Raw genomic sequence first — 22562 nt, forward strand, 5'->3', positions numbered from 1 at the left:
CGACCGGCGGCCCGCCCTCGCCCGCCTCGATGTGACCTAAATCCTCGCGGGCGCGGGCGCGGGCCGTTTCCAGGGGTGGCAATGATCCTTCGTGCGCCCATACTCGGGGGATGAACGCTGCTCCCGCGCCGAGCCGCCCCGCCCACGACGCCGTCGTGCTCGCCGGCGGCGCCTCCCGAAGGCTCGGCGGCACGGACAAGCCCGCGGTCCGCGTCGGCGGCAGGCCGCTGCTCGACCGGGTCCTGGCCGCCTGCGCCACGGCCGGCACCACGGTCGTCGTCGCCGAGCCCAGACCCACCACGCACCCCGTGCGCTGGACCCGCGAGGACCCGCCGGGCGGTGGACCGCTGGCCGCACTCGACACCGGCCTGCGCGCCACCACGGCCGACGAGGTCCTCGTCCTCTCCGCCGACCTGCCCTTCCTGAGTGAGCAGACCGTACGGCGCCTCCTCGACGCCCTTTACGCGGGAACGGCGGACGGGGTCCTGCTCACCGACGCGGACGGCCGGGACCAGCCGCTCGTCGCGGCCTACCGCAGCGCATCCCTGCGCCACCACCTCGCCGAACTCGCCGCCGCACACGACGACGGTCTCTCCGGGCTGCCCCTGCGGCTGCTCGTCGGCCGGCTCGAACTCACCCGCATCACCGACCCCGTCGCGTCCTTCGACTGCGACACCTGGGACGACATCGCCGCCGCCCGGTCACGTATCAGGGAGCATGGGCACGTGTTGGATGAATGGATTTCCGCAGCCAAGAACGAACTGGGCATCGAACTCGACGTCGACACCGGCGTCCTGCTCGACCTCGCCCGCGACGCCGCGCACGGCGTGGCCAGGCCGGCCGCTCCCCTGACGACGTTCCTCGTCGGGTACGCGGCCGCGAACGCCGGGGGAGGCCGCGAGGCCGTCGCCGAGGCCTGCGCGAAGGCCGCCGCGCTCGCGGACCGATGGGCGAAGGAGGCCGCGGACGAGGAAGCGTCGGCGACCGGTGCGACCGGTGCGACCGGTGCGACCGGTGCGACCGGTGCGACCGGTGCGACCGGAGCAGCGGGTGTGGCGGGTGCGACAGGTGCCAGCTCCGGTGGATCCCGTGCCGCGTCCGCCGGCCCCGCTTCTGACGGCCCCGCTTCCGACGGTGCCTCATCCGACGGGCCATCGGGCGCGCGGCCGGACGCGGGATGAGCGGTCAGAGCGCCGAATCGCTGGCAGCGCAGGCACGCGCGGCCGAGGACGGCGCCGTCGACGAGGCGCTCGCCCTGGTCAACGAGGCTCGGGCAGCGGACGGCCGTGGCGCAGGCCGTGCGGGGGTCCCCGGCGCGGCAGGCTCCGGTACGGGGCGTCCCGGTACGGGCCGCGGTTCAGCAGAGCGCTCCCGGCGCACCGAACCCGTCACCCCCACCGGCCACATGAATCACGACCCGGACCACACGAATCACCCGGACCGTCCGGACCCCGCCCGCCACGGAGCTCCCTCAGGCCACGGAACCGACTCCCAGCACCGTGCCGCTCCCTGGTCGGCCGCACGAGCCGTCGCCGGGCGGGCCGGACGCGCGGCCGCTGCTTTCCGGGGGCGGGGACGTGTGGCGGAGCGCCGCGAGCCGCTGGACCGGGCGCTCGGTCTGACGCTGGCCGAGCCCCTCGCCGCGCTCTCCGACCTCCCGTCCTTCGACACGTCCGCCATGGACGGCTGGGTCGTCGCCGGGCCGGGCCCCTGGGACGTACGGGCCGAGGGGGTACTCGCCGGGCAGGACCGGCCCGCGCCGCTCTCTGATGGTGAGGCGGTCCAGATCGCCACCGGCGCCCGGGTCCCGAAGGACGCGACCGCCGTCATCCGCAGTGAGCACGGCCGTACCGACGACAAGGGCCGGCTGTTCGCTCTGCGCGACGTCGGCCACGGCCAGGACATCCGCCCCCGAGGCCAGGAGTGCCGCTCCGGCGACCAACTCCTGCCCTCCGGAGCTCTGGTGACGCCGGCGGTGCTCGGGCTCGCGGCGGCCGCCGGGTACGACGAACTGCTGACGGTGGCGCGGCCGCGGGCCGAAGTGTTCATCCTGGGCGACGAGTTGCTGGCCGAGGGCCTCCCCCGGGAAGGCCTCATCCGGGACGCGCTCGGCCCCATGCTGCCGCCGTGGCTGAGGGCGCTCGGCGCGGAGGTCGTCTCCGTACGGCGGCTGGGTGACGATCCGAAGGCGCTGCTGAAGGCGGTGCAGGCATCGGACGCCGACCTCATCGTGACGACCGGCGGCACCGCGTCGGGCCCGGTCGACCATGTGCACCCGACGCTGAGCCGGGTCGACGCCGAACTGCTCGTCGACGGGGTCGCGGTGCGGCCGGGGCACCCGATGCTGCTCGCCCGCACCAAGGAGGGGCAGCATCTCGTCGGCCTGCCGGGCAACCCTCTCGCGGCCGTCTCCGGGCTCCTCACGCTCGCCGAGCCGCTGCTGCGGATCCTCGCGGGACGGCCGGAGCAGGAGTCGTACACCGCGCCGCTCCAGGAGGCTGTGCACGGTCATCCGCACGACACGCGGCTCGTCCCCGTCGTGGTGCGGGAGGAGCGCGCCCTGCCGCTGCGCTACAGCGGTCCGGCCATGCTGCGCGGGATCGCTGCGGCCGACGGGCTCGCCGTCATCGCACCCGGCGGCGCGAAGGCCGGGCGGGAAGTGGAGATCCTCGACCTGCCGTGGTCGTGAAACCCGGCGGGCGGCGACGGGAGCGACGGCCCTGCCGAGAGGTGTTTCACGTGAAACTTCCAGGCCCCGGATCGTCAGCATCTTCGTCATCACCATCAGCGGGTCGGGGCCGCCCGACTGACCGTGATGACGCGGTCTGTGAGCTGAAGGGTCGCAGCCTGCGGGTCGGCGTAGTCCAGCACCTTCTTCCCGCGTACGACGGCCACCACAAGGTCGGAGCATTCGCGCGGTGACCGGCCGGCCTCGTCCTTGGTCACCAGACGTTCGACGAGGTCCAGGCCGCTGCCGTAGGTCATCAGGTCTTCGAGAGTGTCCGCGACGTGGGGGCTCGCCGTGGACACGCCGAGCAGGCGACCGGCGGAACTGGAACTGGTGACCACCGTGTCCGCGCCGCTCTGTCTGAGCAGTGGCACGTTCTCGTCCTCTCGGACTGCGGCGACGATGGTCGCGCGCTTGTTGAGCTGGCGTGCTGTGAGGGTGACCAGCGTCGCGGTGTCGTCCCGCTGCGGCGCGATGATGACGTGCGCTGCCCGTGGCAACTCGGCCTTGAGGAGCGTTTCGGAGCGGGTGGCGTCTCCGAGGACTGACACCAGCCCGTCACCGTTGGCGATGTCCAGCACCTTCCGTTGTGGATCGACGACCACGATCTCGTCTTTGGTGATGCCCTGGCCGAGAAGCGTCTGGATGGCGTGCCGTCCCTTGGTGCCGTACCCGACGACGACCACGTGGTTCCGCATGCGTGAGCGCCAACGGTGGACGCGCACTTGTTGGCGGGTGCGCTCGGTGAGCACTTCGAGAGTCGTCCCGACCAGGATGATCAGGAAGAGAACGCGCAGAGGTGTGATGACAAGGATGTTGATGAGCCGGGCGCCGTCGCTGACAGGCGTGATGTCGCCGTATCCGGTCGTGGAGAGGGTGACGGTCGCGTAGTAGGCCGCGTCCAGGAAGTCGACGCTGCTGTCGGAGTTGTCGTTGTAGCCGGAGCGGTCGAAGTAGACGAGCAGAGTCGTCACGGCCAGGACCAACAAGGCCATGGCCAGCCGTCGTAGAACCTGTTGGAGGGGCGGCACCGCCCCTTGCGCCGGCATGGTGATGGACCGTCCGGCCTCCGCGTCGTCCAGCGCTTCGGTGCGGGAGCGGTACCAGAGGGACCGGTAGATCGAGAACTGCTCCGTCCTGGACGGTGGTTGCTTCTCGTCTCTCATCCTTTGCCCCCTACAGCTACAGCGGTGATCCAGACAGCGGTGATCCAGAAAGTCTGCACGGTGACCATGTTCCTGGACGAAGTCACGCACACATTGGAGCCGTAGAACCCGGCACGCCGCGCCTCGCCGGTACCCCGCGCCTCGCCGGTACCCCGCTGCGATGAGCACCGCTTCGTCCGTTTCGGCGAATCACCTGCTGCGGCACAGCATCAGGAGTTCTGCTTGATTACCCGACGGGATTTCGAGAGCTGAGTGTCCTTTTGCCGCCTGGCTTCCTTGAGCTTCGTCGCGTTCTTCTTGAGTGTGGGGCAGGTAACCTTTGTCAAGAGTCAATTCGAGTCGCCCTATTGCTTAAAATGCCTCGACCTGAAGTGGGATGCCCTTCTGATTGTGTCTTGGCGCAAGATTCCATGTTTACGATGAATTGTGGCGTTGAAAGCCCGGCAGCTCCGTGGCCCGTGCGGTTCGAGCGTGCGCTTGTCGATGTCCCGCCCGGTCATGGGCCGGAAGGCGGGCCTGGCCTCGGAGTTGCCGGTAGCGTCGTTCCCAGTGGCAGCGGGACCTTCGTCGATCTCGAAAGACAGCCGGACCGGACAGGCCCGGACCGGACAGGCCCGGACCGGACAGGCCCGGACCGGACAGGCCCGGACCGGACAGGCCCGGACCGGACAGGCCCGGACTGGACAGGACCGGACAGGCCTGGCCCGGACCGGTTCTGGCCTTTGAGATCTTCCAACGAGCGCGCTGCACAAGGTCGTTGTAAATAAATCTAGGTTGCTTTTGTCAAAGCGCTGGAGGTCCACCTTGCGTGACCACACCGTGGTCGTCGGATTCGGCACGAAGGGCCGGTCGGCGATCCAGACCGTCTGCGCGACGGGGCTGAAGGCGGATCAGGTGGTGGTCGTCGACCCCAGCAGCAAGGTCATCGAGGCGGCCACGGCGCAGGGGTTCGCCGGAGTCGTCGGTGATGCCACGCGCAGTGATGTGCTGCTGAGGGCCGAGGTGAACAGGGCGCGGCAGATCATCATCGCCACCCAGCGCGACGACACCGCGGTCCTGGTCACCCTGACCGCCCGCCAGCTCAACCGCGCGGCGAAGATCGTGGCGGCCGTCCGCGAGGAGGAGAACGCCCCACTGCTGCGGCAGTCGGGCGCCGACGCCGTCATCACCAGCGCCAGCGCGGCGGGACGGCTGCTCGGACTATCCGTGCTCAGCCCGAGCGCCGGCATGGTCATGGAGGACCTGATCCAGCAGGGCAGCGGCCTCGACATCGTCGAACGGCCGGTCATAAAGGCCGAGGTGGGACTGACGGCCCGGGAGACCGAGGACCTGGTGGTGAGCGTGGTGCGCGGGCACCGGGTGCTGGGGTACGACGACCGGGCCATCGGCACGCTCCAGTTGACGGACCGCCTGATCACGATCGTCCGGGCCACCCCCGGTACCCCGTCCGTGCCGGACACGCGACGGCTGCCGCGGGACTGACAGTTGAGGGCGAGCGCGGCCTGACGGGGCACGCGCCGCCCCGCCTCCCGGATCACCCCGAGGGGTAGCCTCGCCGGCATGTATGCGATCACGATTCCGGAACCCGGTGGACCTGAGGCGCTCGTCTGGGCGGAGGTTCCCGATCCCGTACCCGCTGAGGGCGAAGTGCTGGTCGAGGTGGCGGCCGGGGCCGTCAACCGCGCCGATCTGCTCCAGCGCCAGGGCCTCTACAACCCGCCGCCCGGCGCGACCGCCATCCCCGGCCTCGAGTGCGCGGGCCGCATCGTCGCCCTCGGCGCCGGCGTGTCCGGCTGGTCCGTCGGTGACGAGGTGTGCGCGCTGCTCTCGGGCGGTGGTTACGCCGAGAAGGTTGCCGTCCCGGCCGGCCAGCTGCTGCCCGTACCCGAGAACACCGACCTCGTCACGGCGGCCGCGCTGCCTGAGGTGACCTCGACCGTCTGGTCGAACGTCTTCATGATCGCCCACCTGCGTCCCGGCGAGACCTTCCTGGTCCACGGCGGATCCAGCGGCATCGGCACGATGGCCATCCAGCTGGCCAAGGCCATCGGCGCCAAGGTGGCGGTGACGGCGGGCAGCAAGGAGAAGCTCGACTACTGTGCCGAGCTCGGCGCCGACATCCTGATCAACTACCGCGAGCAGGACTTCGTGGAGGAGATCAAGCGGGCCACCGACGGTGCGGGCGCGGACGTCATCCTCGACAACATGGGCGCCAAGTACCTGGACCGCAACGTCCAGGCGCTGGCCACCAACGGCCGCCTCGCGATCATCGGCATGCAGGGCGGCATCCAGGGCGAGCTGAACATCGCCATGCTCCTCAACAAGCGCGGCGCCATCACGGCGACCTCGCTGCGCGCGCGCCCGCTGGCCGAGAAGGCCGCGATCGTCGCGGCGGTACGGGAACACGTCTGGCCGCTGATCGACACGGGCCGCGTCCGGCCGATCGTCGACCGGAGCCTGCCGATGAGTGACGCGGCGCAGGCACACCGGGTCCTGGAGGAGAGCAAGCACATCGGAAAGGTGCTGCTCACCGTGGAGTAGGCCCGCCCACTCACCCACAGACAGGCAGGCAGGCGGCCGGGGTGGGCGGGGTGCCGGACCGGTATGAGTGGAGTGGCACCAAGGTGCCGGAATTGTTGCGTCATGTGACGCTGATTCCGGGATTCTTCTGATCTTGGTGACTCGATTCCGGGAAGGGCGCGCGGAATGACTCCACGCCTCCGCACCACCGGCCGCCCGCTGCCGCTGCCGCGTCTGCTGCCGCTGTGGCCATTGCTGTCCCTGGCTCTCCTCCTCGGACCGGCCACCTCCGGCCCTTACGCGTACGCCGCCGAACCCGGGCCCACGCGCGCGCCCGCCTCTGCCGATGACGAGACCCCGGCCGGCAGCGACCCCGGGCCGGGGCATACGCCTCCGGGACGGGCCGAGTCGCACCCGGCGGACCACGTCCGCCCCGGACGGACCCCGCCCACGGACCGGCCGCGCGACGCGCAGTCCGAGGCCGGACCGTCCGCGCCCCACACCGCGAAGCCGTCGGCCAGTGCGTCCCCCGGAAGGACCAGCGCGTCCCACGCCCATCCGAAGGCCTCCTCCGCGGACCCCTCCCACAAGGGTCACAAGGGCCAGAAGGGCCAGAAGGGCGACAGGGAGCACTCCGCCCGAAAGAGCCACTCCTCCTCGGCGTCCGCAGCCGCGCCGAAGCGGTTCCGCCGTCCGTGGAGGGACCCGTCCCGCACCCGCTCGGCCCACGACTCCATACCCGAGCCCATACCCGTAACCCCGGAAGAGCCGCAGGCCCGCGAGGACAGCCCGGACGAGCAGGAGGTCCAGCCGTCGGCCCGGCCGACGGGAGTCCCCGTGGACAACGCGGGCCGCACCCCGCGGCAGACCGTCGCCGAACCCGTGATCCCCGCCGTCACCGTCCTGCCGCTGGGCTCCGGCCTCGTCCTGGTCGGCCTCGGCGTCGGATTCCTGGCACTGCGGCTGCGCCGCTCATGAAGATTTCCCCGCCCACGAAGTCTGGCCCGAACGTGAAGTCTCCGCTGCCCATGACATACGCGCCCCCGACGGCATACGCCTCCCACACCCCCCAAGCCCGAGGCCGCCCTTCCCGGCCCGCCCGTGGTCCCCGCTCGACGCCCCGCCCGCCCCGCAGGCCGCCGCCGTCCTCGCCCAGGCCCGTACGCGTCGGCAACACCGTCGCTCACGGTGGGAGTACGCCCGAACACGGTGGATCACCCTCGTATGGGGGCACTACCCAGGTGTGACGGTGCGGTACGAGAGAATGGCGGCATGGAGATGCCGAGGAACGAAAGGCCGCCGGAGAGCCCCCAGGTCCTGGTCGTGGGCCAGGACGGGATGGCGCTCGGAGGCGGCGGCGGTGGAGACGACGAGTCCCGCGAGGTCCCGGTGACGGAGATGGTGGAACAGCCCGCCAAGGTGATGCGCATCGGCAGCATGATCAAGCAGCTGCTCGAGGAGGTGCGGGCGGCTCCTCTGGACGAGGCGAGCCGGGTGCGGCTCAAGGAGATCCACGCCAGCTCCGTGAAGGAGCTCGAGGACGGTCTCGCGCCGGAGCTCGTCGAGGAACTGGAGCGTCTCTCCCTGCCGTTCACCGACGAGGTGATCCCGAGCGACGCCGAACTGCGGATCGCGCAGGCCCAGTTGGTGGGCTGGCTCGAGGGGCTCTTCCACGGGATCCAGACGACGCTGTTCGCCCAGCAGATGGCCGCGCGGGCCCAGTTGGAGCAGATGCGCCGCGCGCTGCCGCCCGGCGTGGGCGGCGGCGAGGAGGGCGACGACCCGCGGATCGCCGGCCGCTCCGGAGGCCCGTACCTGTAAAGACACCGGGGGCCCGTACCTGTAAGGACTCGGGCGCCCCTGCCCGGTACCTGTCGCAACCCGAATCGAACCCACAACGCGAAGGCGCCCGGCCGGTCACCATGACCGGCCGGGCGCCTTCACGTTCGCCTGACAAGAAAACCTGAGGAAACCTGACAAGAAAGCCTGACAGGAAAACCTGGGTCAGGGGGTGTCCTGACCGCCGTTGCCCGTGCCGCCCAGGGGATCCTCGCTGGGCGTTTCAACCGGCGGGGACTCCTGGCCGCCACCGCTCGGCGACTCCTCGGGGGCCGACTGGGTCTTGGACGGCGTCGGGTCCGACGGCTCGTCGCTCGGCTCGGACGCGCTGTCGGAAGGCGTGACGTCACCCGTGCTGGGCTGCTCCGACGGCGGGTAGTCGGACTGCCCGCCGGTCCCGGCGCCCGGGTCCGTGCTGTCGCCCTCGCTGGAGGTGTCGTCGGAGCTCTCGGTGGGCTCCTTCTCCTTCTGGGAGTGCGACTGCGTGGGCGACTGCGTGGTGCCGGTGCCACCCTTGTGGCCGGTGCCGTTGGTCATCGCCCAGGCCGCGCCGCCCGCGATCGCGATCACGGCGAGGACCGCGAGGATCCACATCTTGCCGCGACCGCTGCCGCCGCCTGAGCGGTGGCCGCCGTCGAAGCCGCCGTCGTCGCCCGGAGGCCGCAGCATCGGCTGGGCCGCCGTACCGCCGTCGGTCGGGTGCGGCAGTGCCGTCGTGCCGGCGACGCCCATGGCCGGGGTGTTGCCGCCGCTGTGCATGTCGGCGTGGACCGGGCCGGTGTTCCAGGTGTTGGTGTGGCCGCCCTGGTCGTGCAGCATCTGCAGCCCGTACTGGACGAGGCCGCGCATCTCCTCGGCGGTCTGGAACCGGTCGTCCGGGTCCTTGGCCAGCGAGCGCATGACGAGCCCGTCGAGCTCCGGCGGCGCCACGTCCGAGACCTCGGAGGGCGGCACCGGGGTGTCCTGGACGTGCTGGTAGACGACGGACAGCGGGGTCTCGCCGGTGAACGGGGGCCGCAGCGCGAGGAGTTCGTAGAGCAGGCAGCCGGTCGCGTACAGGTCGGAGCGGTGGTCGACGGCCTTGCCGAGGGCCTGCTCGGGCGACAGGTACTGGGGCGTGCCCATGACCATGCCGGTCTGCGTCATGGTCGACTGCGCGCCGTGCAGGGCGCGCGCGATGCCGAAGTCCATCACCTTCACCGCACCGGTGTTGGTGATGATCACGTTCGCCGGCTTGATGTCGCGGTGCACGATGCCGTGCTGGTGTGAGTAGGCGAGGGCCTCCAGGACACCGGAGACGATGATCAGGGCCTGCTCGGGTCCGGGCGCCTCGGCGTTCAGGAGGAGGTCGCGGATGGTGCGGCCCTCGACGATCTCCATCACGATGTAGGGGACGACCGAGCGGCCGACGGTGTCCTCGCCGGAGTCGTACACGGCGACGACCGCGTGGTGGTTGAGGCCCGCGACCGACTGGGCCTCGCGCGTGAAGCGGGCCTTGGAGACGGGGTCCTCGGCGAGGTCGGAGCGCAGGAGCTTGACCGCGACGGTGCGTCCGAGCCGGACGTCCTCCGCGGCGAAGACCTCCGCCATGCCGCCCCGGCCGAGTCTGTGGGTCAGCCGGTACCGGCCGTCGCCGACCAGCCCGCCGTTTCCCCACAACTCCGGCGCATCTGACATACCGCCGCCAGCCGCCTCGGGGTCGGACGGGCCCTGAGCGCGCTGCGTCTGTGCCATCAGTCCTCGCCGTCGTTTCTGTCCGCGTCCGTGTCCGCACTCTCGGATGTACGCGCGGTGGTTGTTACGGTCTCCGTCGGGCCACGCTACAGGCATCGCCCGGCGCCCCGTTCCGAGATGGACCGGCCATCAAACCTTCTGCGGTCAATGCGATGCAAATCGTCTGGGCAATTCCTGTAACGCTTCCGCGACGCTTCCTGCCCGTACGGTCACGGAACGGGCACCGAGCTTGACGTGTCGGTGCCACGGGGCAGACTTGGCCGGGAATGGTGGCAATCGATCACCGGCCGCGCCGATGGGGGACGTAGAAACATGAGCCAGGACGGCGCACAGGGCCGGTACGCAGGGCGTGCCGTCGCCGGCGGTCGCTACCAGCTGCGTGATCTGCTCGGCGAGGGCGGCATGGCCTCGGTCCACCTCGCGTACGACGCGGTGCTCGACCGCCAGGTGGCGATCAAGACGCTGCACACCGAGCTCGGGCGCGAGCAGGCGTTCCGTGAGCGCTTCCGCCGCGAGGCCCAGTCCGTGGCGAAGCTCACGCACACGAACATCGTCTCGGTCTTCGACACCGGCGAGGACGACCTCGACGGGATGACCACTCCGTACATCGTCATGGAGTACGTCGAGGGCCAGCCCCTCGGCTCCGTGCTCGACGCGGACATCGCGCACTACGGCGCGATGCCGACCGACAAGGCCCTGAAGATCACGGCCGATGTGCTCGCGGCGCTCGAGATCAGCCACGAGATGGGTCTGGTCCACCGCGACATCAAGCCGGGCAACGTCATGATGACGAAGCGGAACGTCGTCAAGGTCATGGACTTCGGCATCGCCCGCGCCATGCAGTCCGGTGTCACGTCGATGACGCAGACCGGCATGGTCGTCGGCACCCCGCAGTACCTGTCGCCCGAGCAGGCCCTCGGCCGTGGCGTGGACGCCCGCTCCGACCTGTACTCGGTCGGCATCATGCTCTTCCAACTGGTCACGGGGCGGCTGCCGTTCGAGGCGGACTCGCCGCTGGCCATCGCGTACGCACACGTCCAGGAGGAGCCGGTGGCTCCTTCGTCGATCAACCGGTCGGTACCCCCGGCCGTGGACGCGCTGGTCGCCCGCGCGCTGAAGAAGAACCCGAACGAGCGCTTCCCGAGCGCCGAGGCGATGCGGGACGAGTGCCTGCGGGTCGCCCAGTCGCTGCAGGCCGCGGCGCCCAGCATCGTGCCGGGTGCGCAGACGTCCAGCGGCGCGGGTGTCGGTTCCGCGGTGTTCCCGCCGGTAGACCAGTCGGTGCAGGCGCCGACCGGCCCGGTGCAGACGCCGTACCAGCCGGGCCCCTACGGGACGCCCACGCCGGCACCGGCCACTCCGGGCTACGGATATCCGCAGCAGGGCTATCAGACCCCGCCGCCCACCTCTCCGTACGCGCCTCAGCAGCAGTATCAGCAGCAACAGCACCAGCAGACGCCGCCGCCGTACACCATCTCGCCCCAGACGACGCCGAGTTCGGCGGGCTCCGGCGGCGGTGGCGGCAAGCGGAACACCGGCGTGATCGTCGGTTCGATCGTCGTCGCGCTGATCGCGGTCGGCGGTCTGATCACGGCCCTGACGCTGAACGGCAATGACGAGAAGGGCGGCGGCGACGCGAAGAAGTCGCCGTCGGTCGTCGCCGGTCACAAGGGTCCCGATCTGACGAAGACGATCGAAGAGGACCAGTGCAAGGAGCCTGAGACGGGTTACAACGACCCGGACAAGGTCTTGCTCCCGGACTTCACCTACAAGAACATCAAGTCGGTCAGGGCCTGTATGCAGGCCGCCGGTTGGAAGTTCGACATCAGGGACGTCGACGAGAACACGTTCGGTGAGGGCACGGTCATCGTGCAGTACCCCAAGGCGGGCACCGAGATCGACCCGAAGAACCCCGATTCGATCCAGCTCCAGGTCTCCACGGGCGACCCGGCCACGGGCTGACCCGGCCGATCCGGCTCACTGCCGCCAGGTCACTCGGCGAACGCGTCGCGCACCGCCGCGTACTCCTTCGTCCACCACACGGCGAGCGCCGACGCCGCGGGGAACTGCGGGTCGGCGCGGTGGTCGCCGCGTTCGTAGCGCCAGCGCAGTATCCAGAAGTCGTTGAGCCGCTCCCACCACACGCGGTGGACGGCGGCGGCGAGTTCGTCCGACCCGGCGCCCGAGGCGCGGCGGTACGCGCGCGCGTACGCCCGCACCTTCGGCAGGTCGAGCGCGCCGACGGGACGCACGAAGAAGATCACGGCGGCGCGCACGGCCTCTTCGGCGCGCGGCTGCACCCCGAGCCGGTCCCAGTCGACGATCGCGGCCGGTACGCCGCCCTGGTAGAGCAGGTTGAACGGGTGGAAGTCCCCGTGCACCCAGCCGGTCGCCGAGGCCCGCGGAGGCCGCCGCCCCGCGCAGGTCTCCAGGAGGGCGCGGCGCTCCACGAGCCGGTGCCGCGCCAGCTCGTCGAACGCGTCGTGCGGACGATGGCGGCGCACCCGCTCCAGCAGGGTGTCGATGAGCGCGAGGGTGTCCGCGGGATCGGCACTGTCCCGCCCGCGCGCGGGCGCGGCCCCCATGACCTTCTCCAGACAGGCGTGTACGAGTCCCAGGAGCGCCCCGAGCGTGCGGCACTGGGCCGCCGTGAGCTGGGCGCCGCTGCGGTGGCGGCCCTCGACCCAGGGGTGCAGGGCGTAGCTGGCGCCGCCGATGACGGTGAAGGTGCGGCCGTCGGCGGCGGGCAGGGGCGGGGCGACGGGGACGCCGAGTGCGGCGAGGCGTTCGGTGGCGCGGTGCTGGCGGGCGATGGCGGCCGGGTCGGCGGTCTCGGGGTCGAAGTGGTGCTTGAGGAAGTAGCGGCCGCGTGTGGTGGCGAGTCGGTAGCCGCGGTTGAGCAGGCCCTGGTCGACGGGTTCGCAGGCCAGCGGCGAGCCGGCGTCGTACTGCCGCAGCAGGGCACGGAGCGGTGGGGCGGAGTGAGCAGATGAGCGCGGCACGCGCCAGATGTTAGGGCACCCTGGGTAGCTGCTGGCTACAGAACGTGGCGAAAGGCCCGCTTTGGATGACGGGTGCCGCCCGTCAGTTCGTGCACGGTGACGAATTGGGGCTCGATCCGCAGATAGACGGGGTCGAACGCCTCGCCGTCCACGTGGTGGGGCGCGGGGCCGAAGCGGTCGAGTTCGCCGGGGGACGGTTCGACGGCCTCACAGGTGCCGACGAACTGGACGGACCACCGGCCGTCGGCGGGGGCGGCGTTGTTCAGGTTGTCGGCGCCGTACGCGACGACGCTGCCGGCGCAGGCCTGGTGGTAGCCGTAGCCCTTGTGCAGGCGCAGGACGACCCGGCCGTCCACCACGATGTGGCGGGCCGGAGCGAGGAAGGGGAGCGCGCGCATGCTGGTCGCCACCCGGCCGTGGTCGACGCTGCCGATCAGCTCGAAGGCGCGCTGTTCCCGGGCGCGGTCTTCCTGGAATTCGGAGGGCATGTTTCCACAGTGCGCCGCCGAAAGCGTGGCTTGAAAGAGGCCCCGGCCCCGCGTGAAAGGGACCTAGGTCCCGAATTCAGTGGCGCTTCTCGGCCTGCAGCCGCGCCACGAATGCGGCGGCCTGCGAGCGGCGTTCCATGCCCAGTTTCGACAGCAGGCTGGACACGTAATTCTTGATCGTCTTCTCGGCGAGATGCAGGCGTTCCCCGATGACCCGGTTGGTCAGGCCCTCGCCGATCAGGTCGAGGATCTTGCGCTCCTGGTCGGTCAGGTTCGCGAGCCGCTCGTCCTCCTGGCCGCGGCCCCCGTCGCGGAGCCTTTCGAGGACGCGGGCGGTGGCGACGGGGTCGAGCAGGGACTTGCCGGCGGCGACGTCGCGGACCGCGTTCAGGAGTTCGTTGCCCCTGATGGCCTTCAGGACGTAGCCGGAGGCGCCCGCCATGATCGCGTCGAAGAGTGCCTCGTCATCGGCGAACGAGGTCAGCATCAGGCACTTGATCGACTCGTCCTGGGAGCGGATCTCGCGGCACACCTCGACGCCGCTGCCGTCCGGGAGCCGCACGTCCAGAACCGCGACGTCGGGGCGGGTGGCCGGGATGCGGACCACGGCGTCGGCGGCCGTACCGGCCTCTCCGACGACTTCGATGTCCTCTTCCACGGAAAGCATCTCGTGTACTCCGCGGCGTACGACTTCATGGTCATCGAGTAGAAATACGCGAATTTTTCCGTCTTCGGACACGCGGCCAGTCTCACATACTGGCTCTTCCCGTGCCCGAGGTGCCCGGGATAACGTGCCCGTGTTCCGGCTGCCTTCCAGGCTGTGACCAGTGCTCCGAACAGTGCTTTGACCGCGTCTGACCAGCAAGTGTTCCGAAGTTGCTCGATTTACTTGGATATCCAAGCAAAATCGCAGGTCAGATGGGGTTTCGCAGATATGAGGGGCACTGGGTAACGTGCATGGTGCAGGGCGCTCGCCGGGGCACCTGTCACGCCTGTACCCGGTCGAGCCGCACCCACCCCGTGCGCAGGTCGGCCAGGCGAGCCTCCCCCAGGTTCCTGAGGAACAGGGGGGACCCCCAGGCTTCCCGGCGAACCCGGGGGCCGGACCGACGGAGGAGCACACGTGACCGTGGACAGCACTGCCGCAGCGCGTACGCCGCGCAAGCGCACCGCTGCGAAAAAGTCTGCGAAGAAGTCCCCGGGGGCGGGAGCGCCCGACCTCGTCCAGCTGCTGAGCCCCGAGGGCCGGCGCGTTCAGGACCCCGCGCACGCCGAGTACGCCGCGTTCGTCGAGGACATCACGTCCGACGAGCTGCGCGGCCTGTACCGCGACATGGTCCTCACCCGCCGCTTCGACGCGGAGGCGACCTCGCTGCAGCGTCAGGGCGAGCTGGGCCTGTGGGCCTCGCTGCTCGGCCAGGAGGCCGCGCAGATCGGCTCGGGCCGGGCCACCCGCGCCGACGACTACGTCTTCCCCACCTACCGCGAGCACGGCGTCGCCTGGTGCCGGGGCGTCGACCCGACGAACCTGCTCGGCATGTTCCGCGGCGTGAACAACGGCGGCTGGGACCCGAACACGAACAACTTCCACCTGTACACGATCGTCATCGGCTCGCAGACGCTGCACGCCACCGGCTACGCCATGGGCATCGCCAAGGACGGCGCGGACAGCGCGGTGATCGCGTACTTCGGTGACGGCGCCTCCAGCCAGGGCGATGTCGCGGAGTCCTTCACGTTCTCCGCGGTCTACAACGCGCCCGTCGTGTTCTTCTGCCAGAACAACCAGTGGGCGATCTCGGAGCCGACCGAGAAGCAGACCCGGGTGCCGCTCTACCAGCGCGCGCAGGGCTACGGCTTCCCCGGCGTCCGCGTCGACGGCAACGACGTGCTGGCCTGCCTGGCCGTCACCAAGTGGGCCCTGGAGCGGGCCCGCAGGGGCGAGGGGCCGACGCTGGTCGAGGCGTTCACGTACCGCATGGGCGCGCACACCACTTCCGACGACCCGTCGAAGTACCGGGCCGACGAGGAGCGCGAGTCGTGGGAGGCGAAGGACCCGATCCAGCGCCTGCGCACGTACCTCGAGTCCGAAACTGACACGGACGAGGGATTTTTCGCGGAACTCGAGGCCGAGAGCGAAGCGTTGGGTCTTCGAGTGCGCGAGGTCGTGCGGGCCATGCCGGACCCGGACCCGATGGCCATCTTCGAGAACGCGTACGCGGACGGGCACTCGCTCGTCGACGAGGAGCGTGCCCAGTTCGCCGCCTACCAGGCGTCGTTCTCCGATGCCGAGGGAGGCAACTGATCATGGCGGTACAGAAGCTTCCGCTCGCGAAAGCGATCAACGAGTCGCTGCGCAAGGCCCTCGACACCGACCCCAAGGTCCTGATCATGGGCGAGGACGTCGGCAAGCTCGGCGGCGTCTTCCGCGTCACGGACGGGCTCCAGAAGGACTTCGGCGAGGACCGGGTCATCGACACCCCGCTCGCCGAGTCCGGCATCGTCGGCACGGCCATCGGCCTCGCGCTGCGCGGGTACCGGCCGGTCGTGGAGATCCAGTTCGACGGTTTCGTCTTCCCCGCGTACGACCAGATCGTCACGCAGCTCGCGAAGATGCACGCCCGCGCGCTCGGCAAGATCAAGCTGCCGGTCGTCGTGCGGATCCCGTACGGCGGCGGCATCGGCGCGGTCGAGCACCACTCGGAGTCGCCGGAGGCGCTGTTCGCGCACGTGGCGGGCCTGAAGGTGGTCTCCCCGTCGAACTCGTCGGACGCGTACTGGATGATGCAGCAGGCCATCCAGAGCGACGACCCGGTGATCTTCTTCGAGCCGAAGCGGCGCTACTGGGACAAGGCCGAGGTCGACACCGAGGCGATCCCCGGACCGCTGCACGGCGCGCGCACGCTGCGCGAGGGCACGGATCTGACGCTCGTCGCGTACGGGCCGATGGTGAAGGTCTGCCTGGAGGTGGCCGCGGCCGCCCAGGAGGAGGGCAAGTCCCTGGAGGTCCTCGACCTGCGCTCCATGTCGCCGATCGACTTCGACGCGGTGCAGAAGTCCGTCGAGAAGACCCGCCGGCTCGTCGTGGTGCACGAGGCCCCGGTCTTCCTCGGTACGGGCGCGGAGATCGCCGCGCGGATCACCGAGCGCTGCTTCTACCATCTGGAGGCGCCCGTGCTGCGGGTCGGCGGCTATGCCGTGCCGTACCCGCCGGCGCGCCTCGAGGATGAGTACCTGCCGGGCCTCGACCGGGTGCTCGATGCCGTCGACCGCTCGCTGGCGTACTGAGGAGAGGGCCGTGACGACGATGACAGACGCTGCGCTGGCCGAGTTCAAGATGCCCGACGTGGGCGAGGGGCTCACCGAGGCGGAGATCCTCAAGTGGTACGTACAGCCGGGTGACGTGGTCACCGACGGGCAGGTCGTGTGCGAGGTGGAGACGGCGAAGGCGGCCGTCGAGCTGCCCATCCCGTTCAACGGAGTGGTGCAGGAGCTGCGCTTCCCCGAGGGCACGACGGTGGATGTGGGGCAGGTGATCATCGCGGTGGACGTCGCGGGCGGATCCGGCTCCGCGGCCTCAGCTCCCGCTGTCGCCCCCGTCTCCGTACCGGAGCCGACGGCGCCCGAGCCCGAGCCCGAGGCTGAGCCGAAGGGCCGACAGCCGGTGCTTGTGGGGTACGGCGTTTCCGAGGCGTCGACGAAGCGCCGGCCTCGCAAGGGCGACGTGGTGGCGGCCCCCGCCGCGGTCACGGTGCCGGCGCCCGAGCCGCAGGCCCCCGCGAACGGGAACGGGCGCCCGCTCGCCAAGCCCCCCGTGCGCAAGCTGGCCAAGGATCTCGGCGTCGACCTCGCCTCGCTCACGCCCTCCGGTCCTGACGGCGTCATCACCCGCGAGGACGTGCACGCGGCGGTCGCCCCGGCTCCCGAGCCGGCCGTGACGCAGGTGCAGGTGCAGGTACTGGCACAGCCGCAGGAGCCGGTCGCCGCGGCGCCGGGCGTCGTCCAGGACGGCGTCCGCGAGACCCGTATCCCCGTCAAGGGCGTGCGCAAGGCGACCGCGGCCGCGATGGTCGGCTCCGCGTTCACCGCGCCGCACGTCACGGAGTTCGTGACGATCGACGTGACGCGGACGATGAAGCTCGTCGAGGAGCTGAAGGCCGACAAGGAGATGCAGGGGCTGCGGGTCAATCCGCTGCTGCTCATCGCCAAGGCGCTGCTCGTCGCGATCAAGCGCAACCCCGAGATCAGCGCCTCCTGGGACGAGGCGGCCCAGGAGATCGTGCGCAAGCACTACGTGAATCTGGGCATCGCCGCCGCCACGCCGCGCGGTCTGATCGTGCCGAACATCAAGGACGCGCACGCCAAGACGCTGCCTGAACTGGCGTCGGCGCTGGGCGAGTTGGTGGCCACGGCCCGCGAGGGCAAGACGTCGCCGGGCGCCATGCAGGGCGGCACGGTGACGATCACGAACGTCGGCGTCTTCGGTGTCGACACGGGCACCCCGATCCTGAACCCCGGCGAGTCGGCGATTCTCGCCGTCGGAGCGATCAAGCTCCAGCCGTGGGTCCACAAGGGCAAGGTGAAGCCCCGTCAGGTCACGACCCTGGCCCTGTCCTTCGACCACCGTCTGGTGGACGGAGAGCTGGGCTCGAAGGTCCTGGCGGACGTGGCGGCGATTCTTGAGCAGCCCAAGCGGCTGATCACCTGGGCGTGAGCGAACAGCACGGGGCCGTCCCTGAGGGGTACGGCCCCGTGTGGCGTATTCAGGCCGCTGTGCTGCCGACCATGAGGATCTCGATCGCGACTGTGCCGCCGTGGATCTCGTACGTGGCCCGGTAGTCACCGACCCACGGGCGCCGCAGGGCGGGGGCGTGGCACCCAACTCCGCGTAGAAGTCGGCCCGGTGATCGAGCCGCAGGGCCACGTCGCTCGCACGTTACGCATCCGGACTCCTCGGAATATCGAGTTCCGCCCAGACCGTCTTGCCCACGGTGAGCTTCTCCACGGCCCATCGCCTGGCGAGCACGCCGACGATGAGCAGTCCGCGTCCGAACTGTTCGCCGTCCTCCGCGGCGCGGACCTCCGGCAGGCGCTCGTCCTTCGGGTCGGTGACGGCGACGCGCAGCACCTTGCCGGTGAGGGATGTCTCCACGCGAAACAGCCGGTCCCGTAAGCACCCGTGCAGCAGCGCGTTCGTGCACAACTCACTTGCCAGCAGCGCCGCGTCGCCGGCTGCGCCGGGATGGCCCCACGCGGCGGCGAGTCGGGCCACGTGTCTGCGGGCGAGGGGGATGTTCTGCGGGAACGGGGTGTAGCTGACGGTGTCGTAGTGGTCGTAGTGCTTGGGGAGTCCGGCAGGACAGGAATCGGTCACCGGAACGCACCTCCATGGGCGATGTGGGGGCCAGGTGGGGTGGCTCTGCCGTGCCCTATCGGATGCGGGCAGCACGGTGCACTTCCACCAACTGGTGCCTCTGGGTGGGCGATTGAGTACTGACGGTAGCGGCAGGTTCGAGGAAGTCGCAAGCGGTCTCGGGGATATCTGTCCCCAAACTTGCTTGCGATGAGACTTCGGCGAACTGCACACTGGCCACGACACAGGAGGTACTCGGACGTGACCGCAGGCCAGTTCACGCGCGGAAACCGCGTGTCCACCGTTCTCGCACGCAAGTTGGGCGGTGAGTTGCTGCGGCTCCGTGACGAAGCCGGCCTCACGCAGCCGCAGGCCGCAGCGTCGCTCTCGGCGACCGCGGCCAAGGTCGCCAAGATGGAGCGGGGCTGGGTGCCCTTCCGCGACCCGGACATTCGGATCCTGTGCGATCTGTACGGCGTGACGGACGCGAAGGCCGTGGCGCGTCTGCTGAGCCTCGCGAGGGCGGACCGTGAGCGTCGTAAGGCAAAGGGCTGGTGGAATCAGTACCCCGAGCTGCGCTCCCTCGTGGAGTACGTGGCTTTGGAGGACATCGCGACCAGTGTCCGTACGTGGCAAGGGGCCTTCGTCCCGGGGCTCTTGCAGACGCCGGACTACGCCAGGGCCCTGGCGGTGGGCAACGCCGACTGGGACGATCCGGATGAGATCGAGCGGTTCGTAGAGGCGAAGGTCGCCCGGCAGGCACGGCTCACGGACGGCAGCCCGCTCAGCTTGTGGGCCGTTGTGGGCGAGGGGGCGCTACGCCAACTAGTAGGCGGGCGTGAGGTCATGCGCATACAACTGGCGCACCTGGTGGAGTCGGCCCGCCTGCCCAACGTCAAACTCCAGGTGGTTCCCTTCCTCGCGGGTTCCCACCCGGGCATGACCAGCGCCTTCAGCGTGGTCTCGTTCGCCGAACCCGGCGCCATGGACGTGGTCTACATGGACACGACGTCGTCTACTCTGTGGCTGGAGAGCGAGGCGGACGCCGCACGTCACAACGCCACGTTCGAGCGGATCGCCAGGAACGGGCTCGCTCTTCACGATTCCGTCGCTCTGATCGAACGTATCCGCAAGGAGCTGTGAGCCGTGCCGCACTTCGAGTTCGTCAAGTCCAGCTACAGCAGCGGCAATGGCGAATGCGTCGAAGTCGCGCGCAACATCCGCGGCACCGTCGCCATCCGTGACTCCAAGGGCCTGGACGGGCCCGTACTCCGGGTCGCCCCCTCGGCGTGGGCCGCGTTCGCGGTGCACGTGGGGCAGGGAACGGGCGGCGCACCTTTCCGCCCGTAGTCCGACCGGCGCTGTCACTACGCATCACCCTGCGGCGGGGGCCCGTACTCGGCCCGCGGCCCGGCGAGCCGATCGGCGACCAGCGCGAGCCAGCCGCTTGGCGCGTACGGTGCCGGCGGGTCGACCTCCATCCCCAACTCGGCTACCGCGAGGGCGTAGTCGGAGTCGTCCAGGTCCAGGGCGAGCAGCTCATGAAGCTCCCCGGCCAAGCGAGCCACGAGGCGAGGGTCGGCGGAGGCCCTGTAGTCGTCTACGGCCGCGTCATGGCTGTCGAACTCGTCCGGCATGTCCTGGGAGAACCAGCCGCCCAGGAACTCGGCGAGTTCGGGGAAGCGGGCATGCCACTCCCAGTGGGTGGCGGGGTCGGCCGGGGCCGGCACCTCGCCCTCCTCGACGCTGTGCTTGAGGTGGTCGGCGAGGCAGTGCAGCCACTGCTGGATGTCGCCCGCGGGCAGCCCCACGTCGGGAATCGCGTAGAACTCACCGAGGCGCAGCCGAAGCCTGCCGGGCGGATTAGCGGCGTACTCCCGCAGCTGCCGCTCGGCGACCGCGATGGCCCACGGACGGCTGTGCCATGTCTGGCGCAGATAGGCGACCAGGGCATGGCTGGGCTTGTCCGGCGTGTCGTCCGCCGGCTGCCCGGCGTAGGCGCGGATCACCTGGTCCAGCTCGCCGTAGCGGCGGTCGTGTTCGAGTGGGTTCAGTGGCACGGTGATCAGCCTTTACGCGTTTCTACAGGTAGATGGGGAACGTGGCGTGGACGGCGAAGCCGTGCGGGCGGGATGCGTCCCGCTTGAGGATCACGCGGGCCGCGCGTACATCAACCGGCTCTCGTCCGGCCAGCATCATCGCCTGGAGCAGGACCCGGCCGACCGGGTCGGGGCGGCTCGGCCAGGATGCCTCGATGGTGAGGCGGGGGCAGGTACCCAGAGCCAGCCAGCGGTGGATCAGCTGCTCGTTGGCGGTGACGACATGCTGGGTGGCCCATTGGGCGGTTTCTCGGTCGGGGTACGTCGAACTCTTCGTACGTACGGGGGGTGTTTCCGGCACGGTTACCACCTTGTCGAAGGGCGTGTGAACGAAGGCCGATGACAGGCCGGGGTGCCGGTCGTCCCCGCGGCAGGGCGCGTGACCGCATGCGCCCGCTGGTCGCTCTGCAAGGCCAGAATGCGGACCAGGCGGGCCAGCGCGAGCGCCCCGATTGGGTCGTCGGCGTATCTGCGTACCTGGAGGGGACCGACGTCACCCAGGAACACGTCCTCGCGCGCCAGGACGAAGGCGAGGGTGAGCAGGGCCGCGCGCCCGTTTCCGTCGTCGAAAGGGTGGAAGAAACACACATCGAGATATGCGCGGGCGGCCCTGGCGGGGAGCAGCAGGGCCGTGTCGGCGGAGGCGGCCTGTGCCAGGCATTCCTCGAAGCGGGCAGGTGTTTCGGCGCTCAGGCCGTATCGTTCGCGTCCCTTCTTGGCGAAGGCCGGGAGCGTACGGAACGAGATGTCCCGGTGGCCCAGGACAATCCTTTGCCACTCGGCGAGAAGGCCGAAGCCGAGCGGACGGCTGGCCGCCGCGTGAGCGCGGGCCAGCCGCCAGGCTGCCCGCATCCGGTCCCCGCGCGCGGCGTCATCCGGTTCGTGGCGTACGGCCGCAGCCGCATCGACCCCGTCACGGCGCCCACGGATCGGACCGACCAGTTCCTGGGAGGCATGATCCCACTCGACCTGTGAGCGCACCCGGAGCCAGCTTTGGAGGTCATCACGTACCGGGCTCACCGATGGCCTCCCGAGCGCGGTCCACCGCTTCCTCGTCGGGAGCGACCCAACTCTCGAACTCGGAGTCCACGACATCGTCCGCCAAGTCCTCGGCCGCGTCGGGAGTCATGCCGGTCGACTCCAGGTACCAGGCGAGCACCCGCGCGCATACGGCGCGCCATGTCTCCCCAGCGCCCGTACGTTCGACGACGAGCGTCACGAGAGGCGCGACTGCGCGTTCCCTTACCGCTTGGACCTCTTTCTCGTCGGCCTCTGGCCGGGGGGTGAACTGTGCGAAGGCCGCAGCGAGTTCCTCCAGCCACGCGCGCCACTGGAGCAGAGCGCTGGCGTACCGCTGAACCCGTTGCTCCAGGCCGTCGCCGCCGGCGGGAAGCTCCCTGATGACCGCTCCGGAGTCGGGGGACTCGTCTATTTCCCAGGCCCAGCCGGAGCCCCACACGCCGTAGTGCTCGGCAAGGCCGCGTGCGACCGATTCTGCCGACCAGAGCCCTCGGGCCCGGTCCGCCTCCGGGTCCGGCGCGGACACGACCTCGCGCACCACGTCGAGCGCTTGGCCGTCGTCGAACGGGTGCGTCGTCGGATCGACGTTCCGCCACGTCAGCGGTTCGGGGTACCA

The 22562-nt window shown here is 70.3% G+C and carries 21 protein-coding genes and 1 pseudogene; 12 read left to right on the plus strand and 10 right to left on the minus strand.

The features are described from left to right. The first annotated feature begins 110 nt into the window (after nucleotides 1-110). Complete coding sequence (locus tag AC07EJ_RS16610) at nucleotides 111-1181, plus strand: NTP transferase domain-containing protein (protein WP_478884433.1); 1071 nt, start codon at nucleotides 111-113, stop codon at nucleotides 1179-1181. Then, nucleotides 1178-2689: a molybdopterin molybdotransferase MoeA gene (locus AC07EJ_RS16615; RefSeq protein WP_478884434.1), complete on the plus strand. Its 1512-nt coding sequence runs from the start codon at nucleotides 1178-1180 to the stop codon at nucleotides 2687-2689. Before AC07EJ_RS16610 ends, AC07EJ_RS16615 begins: the two co-directional genes overlap by 4 nt. Before the next feature lie 95 nt (nucleotides 2690-2784). Here the strand turns inward: AC07EJ_RS16615 and AC07EJ_RS16620 are convergent, their stop codons facing one another. Next, the gene (locus AC07EJ_RS16620) at nucleotides 2785-3894 is read right to left on the minus strand and encodes a potassium channel family protein (protein ID WP_389478944.1); all 1110 of its coding nucleotides are present in this window, start codon (nucleotides 3892-3894) and stop codon (nucleotides 2785-2787) included. Between the two features lie 789 nt (nucleotides 3895-4683). Between AC07EJ_RS16620 and AC07EJ_RS16625 the strand changes: the two are divergent. The 4 genes and pseudogenes from AC07EJ_RS16625 to AC07EJ_RS16640 form a co-directional block, all read left to right on the plus strand. Further along, nucleotides 4684-5376 (plus strand): annotated as a pseudogene (locus AC07EJ_RS16625) (potassium channel family protein); the annotation flags it as partial. 78 nt (nucleotides 5377-5454) lie between these two features. Then, the gene (locus AC07EJ_RS16630) at nucleotides 5455-6435 is read left to right on the plus strand and encodes an NAD(P)H-quinone oxidoreductase (protein WP_389478945.1); all 981 of its coding nucleotides are present in this window, start codon (nucleotides 5455-5457) and stop codon (nucleotides 6433-6435) included. Between the two features lie 165 nt (nucleotides 6436-6600). Further along, nucleotides 6601-7392, plus strand: coding sequence for a hypothetical protein (locus AC07EJ_RS16635; protein ID WP_478884435.1), 792 nt, complete (start codon nucleotides 6601-6603; stop codon nucleotides 7390-7392). A 294-nt stretch (nucleotides 7393-7686) separates the two neighbouring features. Further along, nucleotides 7687-8235 carry a bacterial proteasome activator family protein gene (locus tag AC07EJ_RS16640; RefSeq protein ID WP_362907706.1) on the plus strand — a complete coding sequence of 183 codons (549 nt, stop codon included), beginning with the start codon at nucleotides 7687-7689 and terminating at the stop codon, nucleotides 8233-8235. Between the two features lie 183 nt (nucleotides 8236-8418). Here AC07EJ_RS16640 and AC07EJ_RS16645 read toward each other — a convergent pair whose 3' ends face one another. Continuing rightward, the gene (locus tag AC07EJ_RS16645) at nucleotides 8419-9987 is read right to left on the minus strand and encodes a protein kinase domain-containing protein (protein ID WP_389478948.1); all 1569 of its coding nucleotides are present in this window, start codon (nucleotides 9985-9987) and stop codon (nucleotides 8419-8421) included. A gap of 312 nt (nucleotides 9988-10299) precedes the next feature. Here AC07EJ_RS16645 and AC07EJ_RS16650 point away from each other — a divergent pair, with 312 nt between their 5' ends. Next, nucleotides 10300-11949 carry a protein kinase domain-containing protein gene (locus AC07EJ_RS16650; RefSeq protein WP_389478950.1) on the plus strand — a complete coding sequence of 550 codons (1650 nt, stop codon included), beginning with the start codon at nucleotides 10300-10302 and terminating at the stop codon, nucleotides 11947-11949. A 29-nt stretch (nucleotides 11950-11978) separates the two neighbouring features. Here the strand turns inward: AC07EJ_RS16650 and AC07EJ_RS16655 are convergent, their stop codons facing one another. The 3 genes from AC07EJ_RS16655 to AC07EJ_RS16665 all read right to left on the minus strand — a co-directional run bounded on the left by AC07EJ_RS16655 (nucleotide 11979) and on the right by AC07EJ_RS16665 (nucleotide 14216). Further along, nucleotides 11979-12989: a phosphotransferase gene (locus tag AC07EJ_RS16655; RefSeq protein ID WP_389478951.1), complete on the minus strand. Its 1011-nt coding sequence runs from the start codon at nucleotides 12987-12989 to the stop codon at nucleotides 11979-11981. A 35-nt stretch (nucleotides 12990-13024) separates the two neighbouring features. Next, a complete protein-coding gene (locus AC07EJ_RS16660; RefSeq protein WP_478884436.1) occupies nucleotides 13025-13477 on the minus strand; it encodes a pyridoxamine 5'-phosphate oxidase family protein in 453 nt (150 codons plus the stop codon). A gap of 76 nt (nucleotides 13478-13553) precedes the next feature. Then, nucleotides 13554-14216 carry a response regulator gene (locus AC07EJ_RS16665; RefSeq protein ID WP_389478953.1) on the minus strand — a complete coding sequence of 221 codons (663 nt, stop codon included), beginning with the start codon at nucleotides 14214-14216 and terminating at the stop codon, nucleotides 13554-13556. A 384-nt stretch (nucleotides 14217-14600) separates the two neighbouring features. Here AC07EJ_RS16665 and pdhA point away from each other — a divergent pair, with 384 nt between their 5' ends. The 3 genes from pdhA to AC07EJ_RS16680 are packed head-to-tail and all read left to right on the plus strand — an operon-like array spanning nucleotide 14601 to nucleotide 18188. Beyond that, a complete protein-coding gene (pdhA, locus tag AC07EJ_RS16670; protein WP_389478954.1) occupies nucleotides 14601-15779 on the plus strand; it encodes a pyruvate dehydrogenase (acetyl-transferring) E1 component subunit alpha in 1179 nt (392 codons plus the stop codon). Between the two features lie 2 nt (nucleotides 15780-15781). Continuing rightward, nucleotides 15782-16762 (plus strand): alpha-ketoacid dehydrogenase subunit beta, encoded by a 981-nt coding sequence (locus tag AC07EJ_RS16675; RefSeq protein ID WP_389478956.1) that lies wholly within the window; start codon nucleotides 15782-15784, stop codon nucleotides 16760-16762. A gap of 10 nt (nucleotides 16763-16772) precedes the next feature. Beyond that, complete coding sequence (locus AC07EJ_RS16680; RefSeq protein ID WP_389478957.1) at nucleotides 16773-18188, plus strand: dihydrolipoamide acetyltransferase family protein; 1416 nt, start codon at nucleotides 16773-16775, stop codon at nucleotides 18186-18188. 222 nt (nucleotides 18189-18410) lie between these two features. On the opposite strand, the gene AC07EJ_RS16685 is transcribed toward AC07EJ_RS16680, so the two are convergent. Further along, complete coding sequence (locus AC07EJ_RS16685; protein WP_393585918.1) at nucleotides 18411-18848, minus strand: ATP-binding protein; 438 nt, start codon at nucleotides 18846-18848, stop codon at nucleotides 18411-18413. 189 nt (nucleotides 18849-19037) lie between these two features. Here AC07EJ_RS16685 and AC07EJ_RS16690 point away from each other — a divergent pair, with 189 nt between their 5' ends. Together AC07EJ_RS16690 and AC07EJ_RS16695 are read left to right on the plus strand one after the other, a co-directional pair. Continuing rightward, complete coding sequence (locus AC07EJ_RS16690; protein ID WP_389478960.1) at nucleotides 19038-19970, plus strand: helix-turn-helix domain-containing protein; 933 nt, start codon at nucleotides 19038-19040, stop codon at nucleotides 19968-19970. A 3-nt stretch (nucleotides 19971-19973) separates the two neighbouring features. Then, complete coding sequence (locus tag AC07EJ_RS16695) at nucleotides 19974-20177, plus strand: DUF397 domain-containing protein (protein WP_389478962.1); 204 nt, start codon at nucleotides 19974-19976, stop codon at nucleotides 20175-20177. Between the two features lie 17 nt (nucleotides 20178-20194). Here the strand turns inward: AC07EJ_RS16695 and AC07EJ_RS16700 are convergent, their stop codons facing one another. Genes AC07EJ_RS16700 through AC07EJ_RS16715 form a run of 4 tightly spaced genes read right to left on the minus strand, consistent with a single transcriptional unit; the run spans nucleotide 20195 to nucleotide 22472 of the window. Next, nucleotides 20195-20887 (minus strand): contact-dependent growth inhibition system immunity protein, encoded by a 693-nt coding sequence (locus tag AC07EJ_RS16700; protein ID WP_389478965.1) that lies wholly within the window; start codon nucleotides 20885-20887, stop codon nucleotides 20195-20197. A gap of 22 nt (nucleotides 20888-20909) precedes the next feature. After that, complete coding sequence (locus AC07EJ_RS16705) at nucleotides 20910-21227, minus strand: RNase A-like domain-containing protein (protein WP_478884437.1); 318 nt, start codon at nucleotides 21225-21227, stop codon at nucleotides 20910-20912. A gap of 2 nt (nucleotides 21228-21229) precedes the next feature. Then, complete coding sequence (locus tag AC07EJ_RS16710; protein WP_478884438.1) at nucleotides 21230-22021, minus strand: Fic family protein; 792 nt, start codon at nucleotides 22019-22021, stop codon at nucleotides 21230-21232. After that, entirely contained in the window at nucleotides 21930-22472 is a 543-nt protein-coding gene (locus AC07EJ_RS16715; protein WP_478884439.1) for a hypothetical protein, read from the minus strand. Before AC07EJ_RS16715 ends, AC07EJ_RS16710 begins: the two co-directional genes overlap by 92 nt. Nucleotides 22473-22562: the final 90 nt, after the last annotated feature.

It is taken from the genome of Streptomyces sp. NPDC045026, from assembly GCF_056432625.1.

Coding starts and splice junctions, on each gene's coding strand:
- AC07EJ_RS16610 (WP_478884433.1), top strand. CDS start 111: ATGAACGCTGCTCCCGCGCCGAGCCGCCCCGCCCACGACGCCGTCGTG.
- AC07EJ_RS16615 (WP_478884434.1), top strand. CDS start 1,178: ATGAGCGGTCAGAGCGCCGAATCGCTGGCAGCGCAGGCACGCGCGGCC.
- AC07EJ_RS16620 (WP_389478944.1), bottom strand. CDS start 3,894: ATGAGAGACGAGAAGCAACCACCGTCCAGGACGGAGCAGTTCTCGATC.
- AC07EJ_RS16630 (WP_389478945.1), top strand. CDS start 5,455: ATGTATGCGATCACGATTCCGGAACCCGGTGGACCTGAGGCGCTCGTC.
- AC07EJ_RS16635 (WP_478884435.1), top strand. CDS start 6,601: ATGACTCCACGCCTCCGCACCACCGGCCGCCCGCTGCCGCTGCCGCGT.
- AC07EJ_RS16640 (WP_362907706.1), top strand. CDS start 7,687: ATGGAGATGCCGAGGAACGAAAGGCCGCCGGAGAGCCCCCAGGTCCTG.
- AC07EJ_RS16645 (WP_389478948.1), bottom strand. CDS start 9,987: ATGGCACAGACGCAGCGCGCTCAGGGCCCGTCCGACCCCGAGGCGGCT.
- AC07EJ_RS16650 (WP_389478950.1), top strand. CDS start 10,300: ATGAGCCAGGACGGCGCACAGGGCCGGTACGCAGGGCGTGCCGTCGCC.
- AC07EJ_RS16660 (WP_478884436.1), bottom strand. CDS start 13,477: ATGCCCTCCGAATTCCAGGAAGACCGCGCCCGGGAACAGCGCGCCTTC.
- AC07EJ_RS16675 (WP_389478956.1), top strand. CDS start 15,782: ATGGCGGTACAGAAGCTTCCGCTCGCGAAAGCGATCAACGAGTCGCTG.
- AC07EJ_RS16690 (WP_389478960.1), top strand. CDS start 19,038: ATGAGACTTCGGCGAACTGCACACTGGCCACGACACAGGAGGTACTCG.
- AC07EJ_RS16710 (WP_478884438.1), bottom strand. CDS start 22,021: ATGTCGTGGACTCCGAGTTCGAGAGTTGGGTCGCTCCCGACGAGGAAG.